Annotated in this window: 15 protein-coding genes; 8 read left to right on the top strand and 7 right to left on the bottom strand. The window is 69.5% G+C overall.

Features of this window, described 5'->3' with window-relative positions; genetic code table 11:
• Window positions 1-37: 37 nt before the first annotated feature.
• On the bottom strand, window positions 38-2,242 hold the full coding sequence (locus AC25Y0_RS10710; RefSeq protein ID WP_488134632.1) for an LLM class flavin-dependent oxidoreductase: 2,205 nt from the start codon (window positions 2,240-2,242) through the stop codon (window positions 38-40).
• Window positions 2,243-2,352: 110 nt separating this feature from the next.
• On the opposite strand from AC25Y0_RS10710, the gene AC25Y0_RS10705 reads away from it, so the two are divergent.
• Together AC25Y0_RS10705 and AC25Y0_RS10700 are read left to right on the top strand one after the other, a co-directional pair.
• A complete protein-coding gene (locus tag AC25Y0_RS10705) occupies window positions 2,353-2,856 on the top strand; it encodes a DUF2243 domain-containing protein (RefSeq protein WP_488124126.1) in 504 nt (167 codons plus the stop codon).
• Entirely contained in the window at window positions 2,813-3,652 is an 840-nt protein-coding gene (locus AC25Y0_RS10700) for a cytochrome c oxidase assembly protein (protein WP_488134631.1), read from the top strand. Before AC25Y0_RS10705 ends, AC25Y0_RS10700 begins: the two co-directional genes overlap by 44 nt.
• Before the next feature lie 22 nt (window positions 3,653-3,674).
• On the opposite strand, the gene AC25Y0_RS10695 is transcribed toward AC25Y0_RS10700, so the two are convergent.
• Both AC25Y0_RS10695 and AC25Y0_RS10690 read right to left on the bottom strand, forming a co-directional pair.
• Window positions 3,675-4,262, bottom strand: coding sequence for a hypothetical protein (locus tag AC25Y0_RS10695; RefSeq protein WP_488134630.1), 588 nt, complete (start codon window positions 4,260-4,262; stop codon window positions 3,675-3,677).
• Between the two features lie 17 nt (window positions 4,263-4,279).
• Entirely contained in the window at window positions 4,280-5,425 is a 1,146-nt protein-coding gene (locus AC25Y0_RS10690) for a zinc-dependent alcohol dehydrogenase (RefSeq protein WP_488134629.1), read from the bottom strand.
• 143 nt (window positions 5,426-5,568) lie between these two features.
• On the opposite strand from AC25Y0_RS10690, the gene AC25Y0_RS10685 reads away from it, so the two are divergent.
• Together AC25Y0_RS10685 and AC25Y0_RS10680 are read left to right on the top strand one after the other, a co-directional pair.
• Window positions 5,569-5,967, top strand: coding sequence for a glucose-6-phosphate dehydrogenase (locus AC25Y0_RS10685; RefSeq protein ID WP_488124130.1), 399 nt, complete (start codon window positions 5,569-5,571; stop codon window positions 5,965-5,967).
• A 62-nt stretch (window positions 5,968-6,029) separates the two neighbouring features.
• Window positions 6,030-6,512, top strand: coding sequence for an SRPBCC family protein (locus tag AC25Y0_RS10680; RefSeq protein WP_488124131.1), 483 nt, complete (start codon window positions 6,030-6,032; stop codon window positions 6,510-6,512).
• A 166-nt stretch (window positions 6,513-6,678) separates the two neighbouring features.
• Here AC25Y0_RS10680 and AC25Y0_RS10675 read toward each other — a convergent pair whose 3' ends face one another.
• Window positions 6,679-7,833 carry an AI-2E family transporter gene (locus AC25Y0_RS10675; RefSeq protein WP_488124132.1) on the bottom strand — a complete coding sequence of 385 codons (1,155 nt, stop codon included), beginning with the start codon at window positions 7,831-7,833 and terminating at the stop codon, window positions 6,679-6,681.
• Window positions 7,834-8,025: 192 nt separating this feature from the next.
• On the opposite strand from AC25Y0_RS10675, the gene AC25Y0_RS10670 reads away from it, so the two are divergent.
• Both AC25Y0_RS10670 and pntB read left to right on the top strand, forming a co-directional pair.
• Window positions 8,026-9,561 carry a Re/Si-specific NAD(P)(+) transhydrogenase subunit alpha gene (locus AC25Y0_RS10670; protein WP_488124133.1) on the top strand — a complete coding sequence of 512 codons (1,536 nt, stop codon included), beginning with the start codon at window positions 8,026-8,028 and terminating at the stop codon, window positions 9,559-9,561.
• Entirely contained in the window at window positions 9,558-10,952 is a 1,395-nt protein-coding gene (pntB, locus tag AC25Y0_RS10665; RefSeq protein WP_488124134.1) for a Re/Si-specific NAD(P)(+) transhydrogenase subunit beta, read from the top strand. The genes AC25Y0_RS10670 and pntB overlap by 4 nt, the downstream gene beginning before the upstream one ends.
• 89 nt (window positions 10,953-11,041) lie before the next feature.
• On the opposite strand, the gene AC25Y0_RS10660 is transcribed toward pntB, so the two are convergent.
• On the bottom strand, window positions 11,042-11,398 hold the full coding sequence (locus AC25Y0_RS10660; RefSeq protein WP_488134628.1) for a histone-like nucleoid-structuring protein Lsr2: 357 nt from the start codon (window positions 11,396-11,398) through the stop codon (window positions 11,042-11,044).
• Window positions 11,399-11,482: 84 nt separating this feature from the next.
• On the bottom strand, window positions 11,483-12,343 hold the full coding sequence (locus AC25Y0_RS10655; RefSeq protein WP_488124136.1) for a LuxR C-terminal-related transcriptional regulator: 861 nt from the start codon (window positions 12,341-12,343) through the stop codon (window positions 11,483-11,485).
• 134 nt (window positions 12,344-12,477) lie between these two features.
• Here AC25Y0_RS10655 and AC25Y0_RS10650 point away from each other — a divergent pair, with 134 nt between their 5' ends.
• A complete protein-coding gene (locus AC25Y0_RS10650; RefSeq protein WP_488124137.1) occupies window positions 12,478-12,828 on the top strand; it encodes a DUF485 domain-containing protein in 351 nt (116 codons plus the stop codon).
• Window positions 12,825-14,447 carry a solute symporter family protein gene (locus tag AC25Y0_RS10645; protein WP_488124138.1) on the top strand — a complete coding sequence of 541 codons (1,623 nt, stop codon included), beginning with the start codon at window positions 12,825-12,827 and terminating at the stop codon, window positions 14,445-14,447. Before AC25Y0_RS10650 ends, AC25Y0_RS10645 begins: the two co-directional genes overlap by 4 nt.
• A gap of 53 nt (window positions 14,448-14,500) precedes the next feature.
• On the opposite strand, the gene AC25Y0_RS10640 is transcribed toward AC25Y0_RS10645, so the two are convergent.
• Window positions 14,501-15,049 (bottom strand): methylated-DNA--[protein]-cysteine S-methyltransferase, encoded by a 549-nt coding sequence (locus tag AC25Y0_RS10640; RefSeq protein ID WP_488124139.1) that lies wholly within the window; start codon window positions 15,047-15,049, stop codon window positions 14,501-14,503.
• Window positions 15,050-15,184: the final 135 nt, after the last annotated feature.

Genomic DNA, 15,184 nt, shown 5'->3' with positions numbered 1-15,184 from the left:
ACGCCCGCCACGACCTGCCGCGGGCGCCTCGCCGGGGTCAGCCGATGGGGAAGTTGTCGCGGAACAGCGCCGTCGGGTCGTAGCGGCGCTTGACCTCGCGCAGCCGTTCGAGGGTCGCCGGAGGAAAAGCCTGCGCCACGATCTCCGGGCTGACCCGGGTCTCGAAGCTCAGGTAGAGGCCGTCGAAATGCTGCGCGAGGTCGTTCCACAGCTGCTCGAACGTCGCGCTCGAGCCGATCGCGGCGACCGAGAACTCCGCGTCGCGGAACGCGTAGGCGGTGGCATCGGCGGGCACATCCGCGACCGCCCCGCCGACGGCGCGCAACTGGAACCACGGTGCCGATCCCGACCGCACGATCGCGGCGATCGCCTCGGCGCTCTCGTCGGTGATGCGGCCGAGAAGGCCCGAGCGGAACCGCGGCTCGCCCTGACCGCTGTGCGCGGCATCCGAGGCGTTGGCCATCACATCGGCGTACGACGCGAGCTGCACGGACTGCCCGACCAACGGCGCGATCTGGGCGAACGGCTGCAGTCGCTCGATGATCGTGTCGGCGTCGGGGCTGTCGACGACGCCGTACACCTGCCCGATCGGCGGCTGGCCGCCGCGCGCCGGCGCGAGGATCGCGAACAGCGTCACATCCCGCGGGGCGGCACTCATCGTGTCGGCGAAGCCGCGCACGAACGCGGCGGTATCCGAGGCGTCGAAGGTGAGCTGCACCCACCCGACGTCGCCGACGGCCGATGCCTCGAACTCGAACGACACCACGATGCCGATGTTGCCGCCCGCGCCGCGCAGCGCCCAGAACAGGTCGGGGTTCTCGTCGGCCGACGCGCGCACGACCTGCCCGTCGGCGAGCACCACCTCGGCGGCGACGAGACTGTCGATCGTCAGCCCGTGCTCGCGCCCGAGGAAGCCCACCCCGCCGGCCGTCGCGAGTCCGCCGACGCCGACACCGCCGGAATCGCCCGAGCTCAGCGCCCAGCCGTACCGCTGCAGCGCCCGGGCCACCTCCATCCACCGCGCTCCGGGGCCGATCCGCACGCGCCGGGTCTGCTCGTCGAGCACCTCGATGTCGGCGAGCGCGCGCAGATCGATCACGATGCCGCCGTCGTTCGTCGACCGCCCGCTGATGCCGTGCCCGCCGCTTCGCACACCCAACGGCAGATCCGGATGCTGCCGCGCGAAGCCCACGGCATCCACCACCTCGTCGACCGTGCGGGGGCGCAGCACGACCCCCGGCGCGCCGCCGCGCATGTACGTCGAGCGCACCGTGCGGTACGCGAAGTCGCCAGGCTCGACGGCGGTGTCCCGCAGCGAGGCGGGGATGCCGTCGTACGCGATGCCGGCGCGGCGGGCCGCGAGCGCGGTGCTCGAGCGGCCGGGAGTCGAGATTCCGGTGCGTGCGCGTTCGGCGTCGACGGCCTCGCGCACGGCGGGCGCGGTCTCGGCCGAGAAGCGCTGCAGCAGCCCCGGGTCGTCGCTGCTGACGATGAACGTCGAGACCCCGTCGTCGATGGCGAGCGCCGCGAGCTCGTCGGCCGACTCGCGCCCCGAGATGTTGAGCAGCCGCACGATCTCATCGGGGTGCCGGTCTGCCGCGGTCGCCGCGTCATCGATCCGGGCGTTCCCCGCGGCGATGTCACCGGGCTTCATATACCCGAGCGAGGGCAGCCACCCGTCGCCGAGGCGGCCGGTGAGGCGCAGCATCCGGGGTTTGTAGGCGCCGATCCAGATCGGCACGCGGTGCGCGGGCGCGGGCCCTCGCTTGGCGCCCTTCAGGGGGTAGTGCTCGCCGCCGCGCACCCCGCCGCGCGTGTCGGTGTCCCACAGTTCGCGGATCACCTCGATGCCCTCGGCCAGCGCGTCAACCGCCTCGCCGGGCGTCAGGCGGCGCGTGCCCATCGCCTCGATCGCATCCCAGAATCCGCCCGCGCCGAGCCCGAGGGCGAAGCGGCCGCCCGAGAGCAGATCGAGGGATGCCGCCGCGCGCGCCGTTACGGGAGCCGGACGCATCGGCAGGTTCAGCACGTTCGGCGCGAGCTGGATCGTCGACGTCGCCGCGGCGGCGTAGGACAGCAGCGTCCACGTGTCGAGGAACGCCGGCTGATACGGGTGGTCCTGGAACGTGACGAGGTCGAAGCCGAGCTGCTCGCTCAACTGCGCGAGCTGCACGGGCCGCTGGGGATCACCCGCGGCGGGAGTGATGAAGGTGCCGAAACGGAGAAGGTGGCCGTAGTCCATGCCAGGGGTAACAGCGCATGCGCGTGGATGCTTCCGGGGCACCGCTAGCAGGACACGAGCCGCGCCTCAAGCCCCGCGCGCGCCAGCGCGAAACCCCGCATTGTCGAAGGATGCGAGCCGAACACGACGCAGCCGCAGAAGCGGCGCCCCTGTCCGTCGCCGCGTCCGAGCGGCCCTCCCGCAACCTCTGGTCGGGCGTGCTGTTCGGTGTCGGGGCGATCGCCTTCATCGACGAGACGGTCTTTCACCAACTGCTGCACTGGCATCACTTCTACGACCGGTCGACGACCGACATCGGCCTCGTCTCGGACGGGCTCTTCCACGCCCTCAGCTGGTTCGCCACGATCGCGGGACTGTTCCTCCTCGCCGATCTGCGCCGCCGCAACGCCCTCTCGTGGCGGCGCTGGATCGGGGGAGCGCTCGTCGGCGGCGGCGCCTTCCAGCTGTACGACGGCATCGTGCAGCACAAACTGATGGGCCTTCACCAGATCAGATACGTCGACGACCTCATCGTCTATGACATCGTCTGGAACGTCACCGCCGTCATCATGATCGCCGCGGGCGTCGTGCTTGTCATCGCGACGCGACGCCGCCGCACGGCAGACGGCCGCTGACGTGCACGCGCACAGCGGCGGTGCCCTGCCCGTGCTCGACGCGCTCGTCGTGCTCGTGGGACTCGCGGCGATCCTCGCCTACGGCGCCGGGGTGGTCATCTCGCGCCGGCGGGGCCGGGCCTGGCCCTGGTCACGGTCGGTCCTGTGGATGCTGGGAGTCACCGCCGCGACCCTGTCGCTGGCGGGCCCGTTCGCGCACGCCGCGCACGGCGACGTGGTCGCGCACATGGGCGTGCACCTCGTCGGCGCGATGCTCGCCCCCGTGCTGCTCGTGCTCGGCGCCCCCGTCACCCTCGCGCTGCGCAGCCTCGCGGTGATCCCGGCCCGGCGATTGTCGCGCGTGCTCGGCTCCGCGGCGGCGCGACTCATCGCGCATCCCGTCACCGCCGGCATTCTGCTCGTGAGCGGATCGTGGCTGCTCTATGCGACACCGCTCATCGTCGTCGTGCAGCAGGTGCCGCTTCTGCACGTCTTCGTGCTCGCGCACCTCGTCGTCGTCGGATACCTCTTCACCGCGGCGGTCATCGGCCTCGATCCGCGGCCGCACCCGACGCCCCGCCCCGTCGTCGCCGTGGTTCTCGTGCTGAGCCTCGCGGCGCACAGCATCGTCGCGAAATACCTCTACGCGTACCCGCCGGCCGGGCTCGACGTCGCCGCCGTGCAGCAGGCGGCGCAGCTGATGTACTACGCCGGGGCGTGGGTCGAGGCGGTCATCGTGGTCGTGTTCTGCGCGCAGTGGTACCGCGCAGCCGGTCGCCCGCGCGGTGCGGCGCGGGTGGCGGCGCGGGTCGCCTGATCGAGTGCCGGTCTCGGTGCGGCTACCGCCTGCGGTGTCGGCGTTCTGCGGGCAGGAAGATCGCGCGACCGAGCGTGACGGCGGCCAGCCCCGCGAGCACCCACGGACCGACGACGAGGAGCGGATCCATCCAGGTGTGCTTGTAGTCGATGCGTCCCGGCGTCAGGCGCGACGCGATCGGATGCCGGCCGCGCTCGCCGGCGATGCCCGACTGGCTGATCGGTTCATCGGGATGCCGCGAGAAGAACGACCGCCCGTGCGAGAGCGCGGCATCCACTCGATCACCGAGGATGAGAAGCAGCCAATGCGCTGTCTGGCCCTCGCTGTAGCGAACGTAGGCGAAGCGGCGGATGGCGCCGGACACTCCGTGCAGCGGCTGCGCCGTGCCGAAGACCGGTGTCATTCGCTCGTGCTCGACCGAGCGCTCGCGGCCGGAGAACCCGGGCTGCTGTTCGGGCAGGTCCCAGTGCGCACCGGTCTCGATCCCCGGCTGCTCGCGCGGGAAGGCGGGCCGGTCGGCGGGATCGAGATCGGCGCCCCACCCGGGAATGCGCGCGCGCAGGTCGGTGGGGTCGGGGGTGCTGCCGGGCTTGTCTGCGGTGTACGGCATGGTGCTCCTTTCCCGGGTCACGCCACCGGCGCGATGACGGGCTTGATGATGTCGTCGAGCTTCGACGAGAAGACGTGGTAGCCCTCGGCGATCTCGTCCAGCGGAAAACGGTGCGTGATCAGGTCGCGCGGTGCGATGTGACCGGCGCGGATGTGCTCGAACAGGCGCGGCCACTGACGCTTGACGGGAGCCTGGTTCATGCGCATCGTGACGCCCTTGTTCACGGCGTCGCCCATCTTGATGGCGCTGAACAGGGGGCCATACGCCCCGATCACCGAGACCGTGCCGCCCTTGCGCACCGCGTCGATCGCCCAGTTGAGCGCGACCGGCGATCCGCCCTGCAGCTTCAGCTTGGCCGACGTGACATGCTGCAGCACGTGGCCGTCGGCCTCGGCTCCGACGGCGTCGATGACCGAATCGGCACCGAGCCCGAACGTGGCCTTCTTGAGCGTGCGCACGATGTCATCGACCTCGCCGAAGTTGATCGTCTCGGCGTACGCGAAGTCGGCCGCTTTGCGAAGACGGTAGGCGAGGTGATCGACGACGATCACCCGTCCCGCACCCATGAGCCAGCACGACCTCGCCGCCGCGAGGCCGACGGGGCCCGCGCCGAACACAACGACCGTGTCGCCCTCGACGATGTCGGCGAGCTGTGCTCCGAAGTATCCGGTCGAGAACGCGTCGGTCAGCATGAGCGCGTCCTCTGACGAGATGTCCTCGGGGATGACGCTCGGCCCCACATCGGCGAACGGCACGCGCACCAGCTCGGCCTGCGCGCCGTCGTACCCGCCGGCGGTGTGCGAATAGCCGTAGATGCCGCCGAGGGCCGTCGCGTTCGCGTTGACGTTGTGGCAATTCGAGAACAGGCCACGCGCGCAGAAGAAGCATGACCCGCAATAGATGTTGAACGGCACCATGACCCGGTCGCCGGGGGACAGGTTCTGCACGGACGAACCGACCGACTCGACGGTGCCGATGAACTCATGGCCGAACGTGTGGCCGATCCGGGTGTCGGGCAACATGCCGTGATAAAGATGCAGGTCGGAACCGCAGATCGCTGCGAGCTCGACCCGCACGATCGCATCGTTGGGGTGCTCGATGCCCGGATCGGGTTTTTCTTGAACCCGCAGTTTGTAGGGGCCGCGGTAGGTCATCGCCTTCATGGGTCTCCTCCCGTTTCCCCCACTCTCGCGGCCGCCGACACAGGTGCCAAAGGGGTTGCATTCGGGCGTGGGGCATGGCACCCGTGGTCAGTCGGCGGTGGCCGGTCGCGTAACGTTGAGGTGGGGAAAGTGAGGCTCGTCGCATGAAGGTTGCATCATCCGCAGACTGGCGCCAGTCGATTCCGTTCGAGTCGCCGATGCTGGTGGCTGATCTCGTACCGGGCGAGCCGACCCGCTGCTTCGAGTGCGGCCTGTCGTCCGAGCCCCGCGAGCGCACCGAGCTGTGGGCGTTCAAGCACCGGCATCCGCGCCATCACGACGGTTTCGTACGGTTCTACTGCCAGGCCCACGTGCCCGTGGTCACGCAGCCTGAGCCTGTCGCGGCGCCCGCCCGTGCCCGTGCGGCATCCCGCCCCGAGCGCACCACCGCCCCGCGCCGCACGCCCGTGGCAGACCCGAAGCCGCGCGCCATGTGCCCCTCGTGCTACGTCGAGGTGTCGGCAAAGGGTGAGTGCGGCATGTGCGGGACCTCGGTCGTATAGCCCACATCGCGCGCGGGCAAAACCCCGTGTGCCCGCGCCGTGACCGGTGGCAGGGTCGAAGCATGTCGACCAACGTCCGGATGCTGCGCTGTGAACCCGAGCACGTCTTCGACGTGCTCTCGAACGGATGGCTCTACCCCTCGTGGGTCGTCGGCGCATCGCGCATGCGCGACGTCGACGCGAGGTGGCCGCAACCCGGTTCGGAGCTGCATCACTCGTTCGGGGTCTGGCCCGCGCTCATCGACGACACGACCGTGAGCCTCGAGTGGGACCCGCCGCGGCGCGCCGTGCTGCAGGCCCGCGGCTGGCCGATCGGCGAGGCGCGCGTCGTGATCGACGTGAAGGCGCACGCCGAGGGGCGGTGCCTCGTGCGCATTCAGGAGGAAGCCGTCTCAGGCCCCGGCCGTCTCGTGCCGGCGCCCGTGCTCGATGTGCCGCTGTACTGGCGCAACCGCGAGACCCTGCACCGCCTGGCCTACCTCGCCGAGGGCCGCGCGATCACGGCCGAGCCCTCGACCGCCGAGCGCGAGGGCACCCAGGACTGAGTTCGGCCGCGGGCTCGCCCGTGGCATCCGTTGGCGCGCGTGGCATCCGTTCGTTTGCCTCAATCTGCTCGCCGGCCGGGGCTTTGGAGCATTTCGGGGCATATGAACCGGGGTATTAGTCAGGTTCGGTCGGGGTAGTCAGGCTCACGACTCACCGGCGGGGCGGTCAGGCCTGTAACGGATGCTTCGGGCGCGCCCAGCGGGCGGGAAGATCCGGGCCGTCCCACACCTGCACGACCCCCCACACGGCGGCCGCGATCGGCACGGCCAGCACGGCGCCGACGATCCCTCCGACGGCGGTGCCGACGGTCAAGGCGACCAAGATGACGAAGGCGTGCAGCTTCATCGACCGTCCCATCAGCACGGGCTGCAGGAAGTTGCCCTCGAGCTGGTTGACGAGCACGACGACACCGACGACGAACAGGGCGTTGACCCAGCCGTTCGCGACGAGGGCGACGAGGGCGGCCAGGATGCCGGCGAGCGTCGCACCGACGATGGGGATGAACGCGAGCAGGAACACGAGCACGGCCAGCGGGATCGCCAGCGGCACCTGCAGGATGAGCAGACCGATCAGGATGCCGATGGCATCGACGGCCGCGACGGTCGCCGTCCCTCGCACGTACGACCCGAGCACCGACACCGTCTTGTCGCCGATGCGGCGAGCCCGCGCGTAGCTCTCGCCGCGGAAGGGGCGCAGCAGGAACTCCCACATACGCGGGCCGTCCTTGAGGAAGAAGAACAGGATCACGACCATGAGCACGAGGCCCGTGACGAAGCTCGCGACGGCGCCGATGCCGGCGATCGCGCCCGAGCCGAACTGCGCACTCGTGACGAAGTCGCCGAGGGCGTTGAGCCACTCGTCGATCTGATCCGGCGAGAGGAACTCGAACGGCAGGGTGTTGATCCAGGAGAGCAGGCTCTGCACGCCGTCTTCGGCCTGCGCGTAGAGGTCGTCCCACTGGTCGCGCACCGCCCAGACGATGAGCCAGCCGAGCAGCGACAGGATGACGACGATCGCGAGCAGGGTCAGGACGGTCGCGAGCAGCGACGGGAAGCCATGCCTCCGCATGAACTGCATGACGGGCGAGAACGCCGACGCGAGGATGAGCGCGATGACGAGGGGGATCGTCACGAGCGTCAGGGTCTGGATGACGAAGATGATGCCGGCGGCGACCGCCACCACGAGGATCACCTGCAGCGCGCGGATCGCGAGCTTGCCGAAGCCGTCGGCCCACAGGCTCCACGGCTGGCGTGACGCCTCGAGTTCGATCGAGGCATCCTCGAGGCGGATGGTTCGCGGTTCTTTCCCGAACAGTCCCATACCGGAACGGTACGCGGTGAAGGCCCGCCACGGGAACACCGCGCCGAGATGAGTCTTCGAGCCGTGCTGGAGACGACTCCCGACGCGGATGCGGCGTGCCCCGCGTCGGGAGATGCGATCAGGTCATCGTGACCAATAGAGTCGGGAATCGTGCGCGCTCTCGCGGTGCACAGGTGAGCAAAGGAGCTGTGCATGTCTCGTATCGGCATTGTCGCCGAGCGGCCGGGGGAAAACCGTGTCGCCGCGACGCCGGCGACGGTGGTGAAGCTGCGCCAATTGGGTTACGACGTCTCAGTCGAATCGGGGGCGGGCAACGCGTCGTCGTTCCCGGATTCCGCGTTCGCCGAGGCCGGCGCCGACATCGTCGACACGGCGACGGCCTGGGCCGCGCCCATCGTCTTGAAAGTCGACGCGCCGACCGAGGAGGAGATCGCGCGCCTGTCCGACGGCGCGACCCTCGTGGGTCTGCTGAGTCCGGCGCTGCGTCCCGAGCTGCGGGCCGCGCTCGCGGTGCGCGGCATCACGGCGATCGCGATGGACGCCGTGCCCCGCATCTCGCGGGCACAGTCGATGGACGTGCTCTCGTCGATGGCGAACATCGCCGGCTACCGCGCTGTCGTCGAAGCCGCGAACGAGTTCGGCCGGTTCTTCACGGGCCAGGTGACGGCCGCGGGCAAGGTGCCTCCGGCCAAGGTGCTCGTCGCCGGTGCCGGCGTCGCGGGCCTGGCGGCCGTCGGTGCGGCATCCAGCCTCGGCGCGATCGTGCGCGCGACCGACCCTCGTCCGGAGGTCGCCGACCAGGTCAAATCGATCGGAGGCGAGTACCTCAAGGTCGAGGTCGAGGTCGAGCAATCCACCGACGGCTACGCCAAGGCGACGAGCGAGGCGTACGACAGGCGCGCCGCCGAGATCTACTCGGAGCAGGCGGCCGACGTCGACATCATCATCACGACGGCGCAGATCCCGGGGCGCGCGGCGCCGCGCCTGATCACGGCGGCCGATGTCGCGACCATGCGGCCCGGCTCGGTCATCGTCGACATGGCCGCGGGGTCGGGCGGCAACGTCGAGGGGTCGGTCGCGGGGGAGCGGATCGTCACCGACAACGGCGTCATCATCCTCGGCTACACCGACCTCGCGGGGCGGCTCGCCGCTCAGGCATCCCAGCTGTACGGCACGAACCTCGTGAACCTGCTGACGCTGCTCACGCCGGGCAAGGACGGCCGGCTCACGCTGGACTTCGATGACATCGTGCAGCGCTCGGTGACCGTCGTGCGCGACGGTGTCGAGACGTGGCCGCCCCCGCCCGCGCAAGTGTCCGCCGCGCCGCCCGCGGCACAGCCCGCCGCTGTCGTCGCGCCCGCCGCCAAGCCCGTGCGCAAGGCCCCGAAGATCATCGGGTTCGCCGCCGCGGCTGTGCTGCTGTTCCTCGCCGCCGCCTTCGCGCCCCAGCCGCTGCCGCAGCACCTCACGGTGTTCGCCCTCGCGGTCGTCGTGGGCTTCTATGTGATCGGCAAGGTCGCGCACGCGCTGCACACCCCGCTCATGAGCGTCACCAACGCCATCTCGGGCATCATCATCGTCGGCGCCATGCTGCAGCTGACCACCGATGACCTGGTCGTGCAGATCCTCGCCGGCATCGGCGTGCTGGTGGCGAGTATCAACATCTTCGGCGGGTTCGCCGTGACCAGACGCATGCTGCGCATGTTCTCGAAGGGAGACGCCCGATGAACGCGGAAGCGATCGCCACCGCCGCGTATCTCGTCGCGGCGCTGCTGTTCATCCTGAGCCTCGCGGGGCTGTCCAAGCACGAGACATCCCGCGCCGGTGTGTCCTACGGCATCGTCGGCATGACCATCGCGCTCGTCGCGACGGTGTGGCTGATGTCGCAGTCGCCGAGCGACGGGATGATGACCGGCCTCATCATCATGATCATCGCGATCGCCATCGGCGCCGCGATCGGCCTGTGGCGGGCGCGCGTGGTCGAGATGACCGGCATGCCCGAGCTCATCGCGCTGCTGCACTCGTTCGTCGGTGCCGCTGCCGTGCTCGTCGGCTGGAACGGCGCGCTGTACGACGGTGATCTGACCGGCGCGCTGCGCGACATCCACCACGCCGAGGTCTTCATCGGCGTGTTCATCGGTGGCATCACGTTCACCGGGTCGATCGTCGCGTTCCTCAAGCTGTCGGGCCGCGTGTCGTCGAAGCCCCTCGTGCTGCCGGGCAAGAACATCCTCAACCTCGGCGCCCTCGTCGTGTTCGCGGGGCTCACGGTCTGGTACGTCATCACGCCGGACATCTGGCTGCTCGTCGTCGTGACGATCCTCGCCCTCGCCCTCGGCTGGCACCTGGTCGCCTCGATCGGCGGCGGCGACATGCCCGTCGTCGTGTCGATGCTCAACAGCTACTCGGGGTGGGCAGCGGCCGCAGCGGGCTTCCTGCTCAACAACGACCTGCTCATCGTGACCGGTGCCCTCGTCGGCTCGTCGGGTGCTTACCTCAGCTACATCATGTGCAAGGCGATGAACCGGTCGTTCTTCTCGGTCATCGCCGGCGGCTTCGGCATCGAAGCGCCCCGCTCGGGCGATGAGGACCACGGCGAGCACCGTGAGATCGATGCCGCCTCGGTGGCCGCCATGCTCACGGGCGCGTCGTCGGTGGTCATCGTGCCCGGCTACGGCATGGCCGTCGCGCAGGCGCAGTACCCCGTCGCCGACCTCGCGCGTCGCCTGCGGGAACGCGGCGTCGACGTGAAATTCGGCATCCACCCCGTCGCGGGACGCCTGCCCGGCCACATGAACGTGCTGCTGGCCGAAGCGAAGGTGCCGTACGACATCGTCCTCGAGATGGACGAGATCAACGACGACCTCGCGCGTACCGACGTCGTGCTCGTGATCGGTGCGAACGACACCGTCAACCCCGCCGCGGCCGAAGACCCGGGCTCGCCGATCGCCGGCATGCCCGTTGTACGCGTGTGGGAGGCCGAGAACGTCGTCGTGTTCAAGCGCTCGATGGCCTCGGGCTATGCCGGCGTGCAGAATCCGCTGTTCTACCGCGAGAACGCGCAGATGCTCTTCGGCGACGCGAAGGTTCGGGTCGAGGACATCCTCCGCGACTTCTGACCGGGGGAGTGTCGACAACTCCGGATAAAAGCGACTCCCGACGGCGTGTAGCCGTCGGGAGTCGCTCTTCTTCCTGAGTTATCGACGCGTCAGTGGGCTGCCTCGTAGGCCTCGATGACAGAAGCCGGCACGCGGCCCCGTTCGGAGACGCTGTAGCCGTTGTCTTTCGCCCAGGCCCGGATGCCGCTGTAATCGGTCTGCCCCGAGCGGCGGCGGGTGCGCCCGGAGTTTCCGCCGGTCGTGGTCGAGCCGCGCGACGCCGAGATGCGGCGGCCGGCGGTGATGAACCGCTCGAGAGAGTCGCGCAGCGCGCGCGCATTCTCGGCGGTGAGGTCCACTTCGTAGGCGACGCCGTCGAGCGAGAAGAGCACGGTTTCGCCCTCACCCACATCGAGGACGGTGCCGTCCAGGTCGTCGACCAGCTGATGCACAATTCTTCGAGCCATGACTGAACGATACGCCGATATCGGTCCGTCCACTATTCCCTCACTGCAGCGCGACAATTCATCGGAAAAGGCGGGGAATTCCGTTCAGGGAAGAAGCCCGGCGTGCCGCGCTTTCGCCACGGCGGCGTGGCGACTCGACGCGTCGAGTTTTGCCATCGCCGATTGCAGATACGACTTCACGGTGACTTCTTTGAGGCCGAGGGTCTCGGCGATCTCGGCATTGCGTGAGCCCAGAGCAGCGCACGCGAGCACGTCGGTCTCGCGCGGTGAGAGGCGCACATCGAGCGCCGCGGGAGCTTCGGGGGTCTCGGTCGACAGGGCGGCGAGGCGTCGCTCGACCTGCTCGAGCCGGTCGCGCAGCGCGGCATCCTGCACCGAGGAGGCGATCGTGCGCAGTTCGGCGTAGCTGTGTCGCAGCTCTTCTCTCGCCGAGCCGCTCAGCGCGCCTGCCGGCGGATTCGGGACCACCAGCGACAGCCGTCGCTCGACCTCTTCGCGCACGCGCAGCTCGGTGGCGAGCTCGTTGGCGACCTCGAACGCCGATGCCGTGCCGAAGGAGCCGACGGGGGATTCGGCCCACGAGCCGCAGTACAGCACGCCGCGCGCGCGGTCGCCGACGATCACGGGCACGGCGAACAGCGTCGCGATGCCCTCACCGAGCACGGCTCGGTCGTAGTCATGCGTGATGCCGCGCGACGAGCGGTAGTCCAGGGCCAGGCGCGCGCGCCGCTCGACGAGCGCGCGGCCACCGAGGCCCCGACCCGCCTCGACGACGAGCCCGTCGAGGGCGCGAGTACGGGCGCCCGTGATCGCTGAGACGTGCACCGCGCCATCTCGTTCGAAGCCGCCGAAGGCGACCGGGAATCGTGTGCGGCGCGACAGCTGATCGACCGCACGTCGCACGAGCTGCGCGTCGGCGTCGATGGCCGTCTGAGCTGCTCCCACCAACTACCTACTTCCGGGGGTACGGCCTCGTCGCCGCATTTCGTAGCGTCGACCCTACCACCGGGCAGGATCGCACCTGTCTGACCGGAAAAGGACGCGATGACGCGTCACGACCATGTAGGCAAGGAGGCCACATGTCCGAACCCCGCATCGATGCGGCGCCCCCAGGCGGCATCGATTACATCGCCGTCGATGAATCGCCGCCGTTCCAAGAGCTCAAGCGCCGGCAGCGCAGCTTCGTGTTCCCGCTCGCGATCGCCTTCCTGGTCTGGTACTTCACGTTCGTGCTGCTGGCGTCGTTCGCGCCGGACTTCATGGCGCAGCCCGTGTGGGGCAACATCAACGTCGGTCTGCTGCTGGGCCTCGGCCAGTTCGTGTCGACCTTCGCGATCACGATGGGCTACGTCTCGTACGCGAACCGCCGCCTCGACCCGCTCGCCGAGCAGCTGCGCGACGAGCTCGAGCAGCAGGAGGCTTCGGCATGAACGAGGTCTTCGGAGCCATCGACTCGGCCGTCCAGACCGTCGAGAACAACCCCGTCCTGAACATCTCGATCTTCGGCGCCTTCGTCGCCGTGACGCTGTTCATCGTCATCCGCGCGAGCCGCAACAGCAAGACCGCCGCCGACTACTACGCCGCCGGCCGCTCGTTCACCGGCCCCCAGAACGGCTTTGCCATCTCGGGCGACTACCTCTCGGCGGCATCCTTCCTCGGCATCGTCGGAGCGATCGCCGTCAACGGGTTCGACGGATTCCTCTACTCGATCGGGTTCCTCGTCGCCTGGCTCGTGGCCCTGCTGCTCGTCGCCGAGCTCATGCGCAACACGGGCAAGTTCACGATGGCCGACGTGCTGTCGTTCCGGCTCAAGCAGGGTCCGGTGCGGATGGCCGCGGCCATCACGACCCTCGCCGTGTGCTTCTTCTACCTGCTCGCCCAGATGGCCGGAGCCGGCGGCCTGGTCTCGCTGCTGCTGGGCATCGATGACTGGGTCGGGCAGTCGCTCGTCGTCGCGGTCGTCGGCCTGCTGATGATCGTGTACGTGCTCATCGGCGGCATGAAGGGCACGACCTGGGTGCAGATCGTCAAGGCGTTCCTGCTCATCGGCGGCGCCCTGGTCATGACGATCTGGGTGCTCGCGATCAACGGGTTCAGCCTGGACGCACTGCTGGCCGGAGCCGTCGAGGCATCCGTCAGCGACCCGAAGGATGCGATCCTCGAACCGGGGCTGCAGTACGGCGCCAACCCGTGGGACTTCATCTCGCTCGCGATCGCCCTCGTGCTGGGTACGGCCGGTCTGCCGCACGTGCTCATGCGCTTCTACACCGTGCCCACCGCGAAGGAAGCCCGTCGCTCGGTGGTCTGGGCGATCTGGCTCATCGGCCTGTTCTACCTGCTGACGCTCGTGCTCGGCTACGGCGCGGGTCAGCTCGTCGGTTCCGAGACGATCAAGAACGCCCCTGGCGGCGTCAACGCGGCCGCCCCGCTGCTCGCGTTCGAGCTCGGCGGGCCGTTGCTGCTCGGCTTCATCTCGGCGGTCGCCTTCGCCACGATCCTCGCGGTCGTCGCGGGTCTGACGATCACGGCGGCGGCATCGTTCGCGCACGACATCTATGCGAACGTCATGAAGAAGGGCAACGTGCCGCCCGACGGTGAAGTCAAGGTCGCCCGTCGCACGGTCATCGTGATCGGCGTGCTCGCGATCATCGGCGGCATCGGCGTGCAGGGGCAGAACATCGCCTTCCTCGTCGCCCTCGCGTTCGCCGTCGCTGCGTCGGCGAACCTGCCGACGATCCTGTACTCGCTGTTCTGGCGCAACTTCACCACGCGCGGCGCGGTGTGGAGCATGTACGGAGGACTCGCCGCGGCGATCATCCTCATCTTCCTGTCGCCGGTCTTCTGGGGCACCGAGACGAGCGTGTTCAAGAACGTCGGCACGGCGATCTGGCCGCTCAACAACCCCGGCATCGTGTCGATCCCGCTCGGGTTCCTGCTCGGCTGGCTCGGATCGGTCACCTCGCGCAAGGCCGAGGACCGGCGCAAGGCCGCCGAGATGGAGGTGCGCTCGCTCACCGGGTACGGAGCCGAAAAGGCCACCGACCACTGATGCACAGAGCGACCCCGGGGGAGGACCCCGGGGTCGCCGTGTGCGCGGGCGGCCTACACGCCCGCGCTCGGAGCGACGCTCTCGGCGGCGCGCACCGCGTGCTCCATGTCGATGAGGTGGCGCTTGATCTCGGGATGCCGCCCATACAGGCCGAGCGAGCCGTCGGATCGCACGACCCGGTGCACCGGCACGACGATTGAGAACGGCGTCTTCGCGCACGCCGTGCCGACCGCCCGTGCCGCGCCGGGCCGCCCCGCCATGATGGCGACCTCGCCGTAGCTCGCTGTCTCGCCGTACGGGATGTCGCACGCCGCCTCGAGCGCTTCGCGCGGAAACCCGCGCACGAGTCGCCAGTCGAGGTCGAGGTCGAACCCGCGGCGCTCGCCCGCGAAGTACTCGTCGAGCTGGGCGGCCGCTTCTGTCGCGGCATCCGTCACGGCGGCCTCGGGAACCGCGCCCAGACGACGCGACAGCTGCTCGAGCTCGATGCCGAGGGGAGCGCCGAAGGGCGCGAGTGACACGATGCTCTCGCCCTCGGTTACGACGAGGATGTCGCCGACGGGAGACGGGTGGACGAAGAAGCGCGGCGTCGGAGCGGTCATGCGCACCATCCTGACGCCACCGCCCGTGCGACGGCCCGCGCGTCGCGCAACGGGGGAGAACGCGGCGGTGGCCCACCGTGGGGAGGAGCGGCGCCCTAATACCGTGAAACCCGGCGCGGATGCAACCAGGGCGGG

The organism is Microbacterium sp. Y547, from assembly GCF_057669785.1.
Note: the sequence above shows the minus strand (reverse complement) of the source record. Positions and strands in the feature narration are given on the sequence as shown.

Bases quoted from the DNA above. Each gene is read 5' to 3' on its own strand.
- AC25Y0_RS10680 (WP_488124131.1), top strand. From the start codon at position 6,030: ATGTCGACCAACGTCCGGATGCTGCGCTGTGAACCCGAGCACGTCTTC.
- AC25Y0_RS10660 (WP_488134628.1), bottom strand. From the start codon at position 11,398: ATGGCTCGAAGAATTGTGCATCAGCTGGTCGACGACCTGGACGGCACC.
- AC25Y0_RS10705 (WP_488124126.1), top strand. From the start codon at position 2,353: ATGCGAGCCGAACACGACGCAGCCGCAGAAGCGGCGCCCCTGTCCGTC.
- AC25Y0_RS10670 (WP_488124133.1), top strand. From the start codon at position 8,026: ATGTCTCGTATCGGCATTGTCGCCGAGCGGCCGGGGGAAAACCGTGTC.
- AC25Y0_RS10645 (WP_488124138.1), top strand. From the start codon at position 12,825: ATGAACGAGGTCTTCGGAGCCATCGACTCGGCCGTCCAGACCGTCGAG.
- AC25Y0_RS10650 (WP_488124137.1), top strand. From the start codon at position 12,478: ATGTCCGAACCCCGCATCGATGCGGCGCCCCCAGGCGGCATCGATTAC.
- AC25Y0_RS10695 (WP_488134630.1), bottom strand. From the start codon at position 4,262: ATGCCGTACACCGCAGACAAGCCCGGCAGCACCCCCGACCCCACCGAC.
- pntB (WP_488124134.1), top strand. From the start codon at position 9,558: ATGAACGCGGAAGCGATCGCCACCGCCGCGTATCTCGTCGCGGCGCTG.
- AC25Y0_RS10685 (WP_488124130.1), top strand. From the start codon at position 5,569: ATGAAGGTTGCATCATCCGCAGACTGGCGCCAGTCGATTCCGTTCGAG.
- AC25Y0_RS10675 (WP_488124132.1), bottom strand. From the start codon at position 7,833: ATGGGACTGTTCGGGAAAGAACCGCGAACCATCCGCCTCGAGGATGCC.
- AC25Y0_RS10710 (WP_488134632.1), bottom strand. From the start codon at position 2,242: ATGGACTACGGCCACCTTCTCCGTTTCGGCACCTTCATCACTCCCGCC.
- AC25Y0_RS10640 (WP_488124139.1), bottom strand. From the start codon at position 15,049: ATGACCGCTCCGACGCCGCGCTTCTTCGTCCACCCGTCTCCCGTCGGC.
- AC25Y0_RS10690 (WP_488134629.1), bottom strand. From the start codon at position 5,425: ATGAAGGCGATGACCTACCGCGGCCCCTACAAACTGCGGGTTCAAGAA.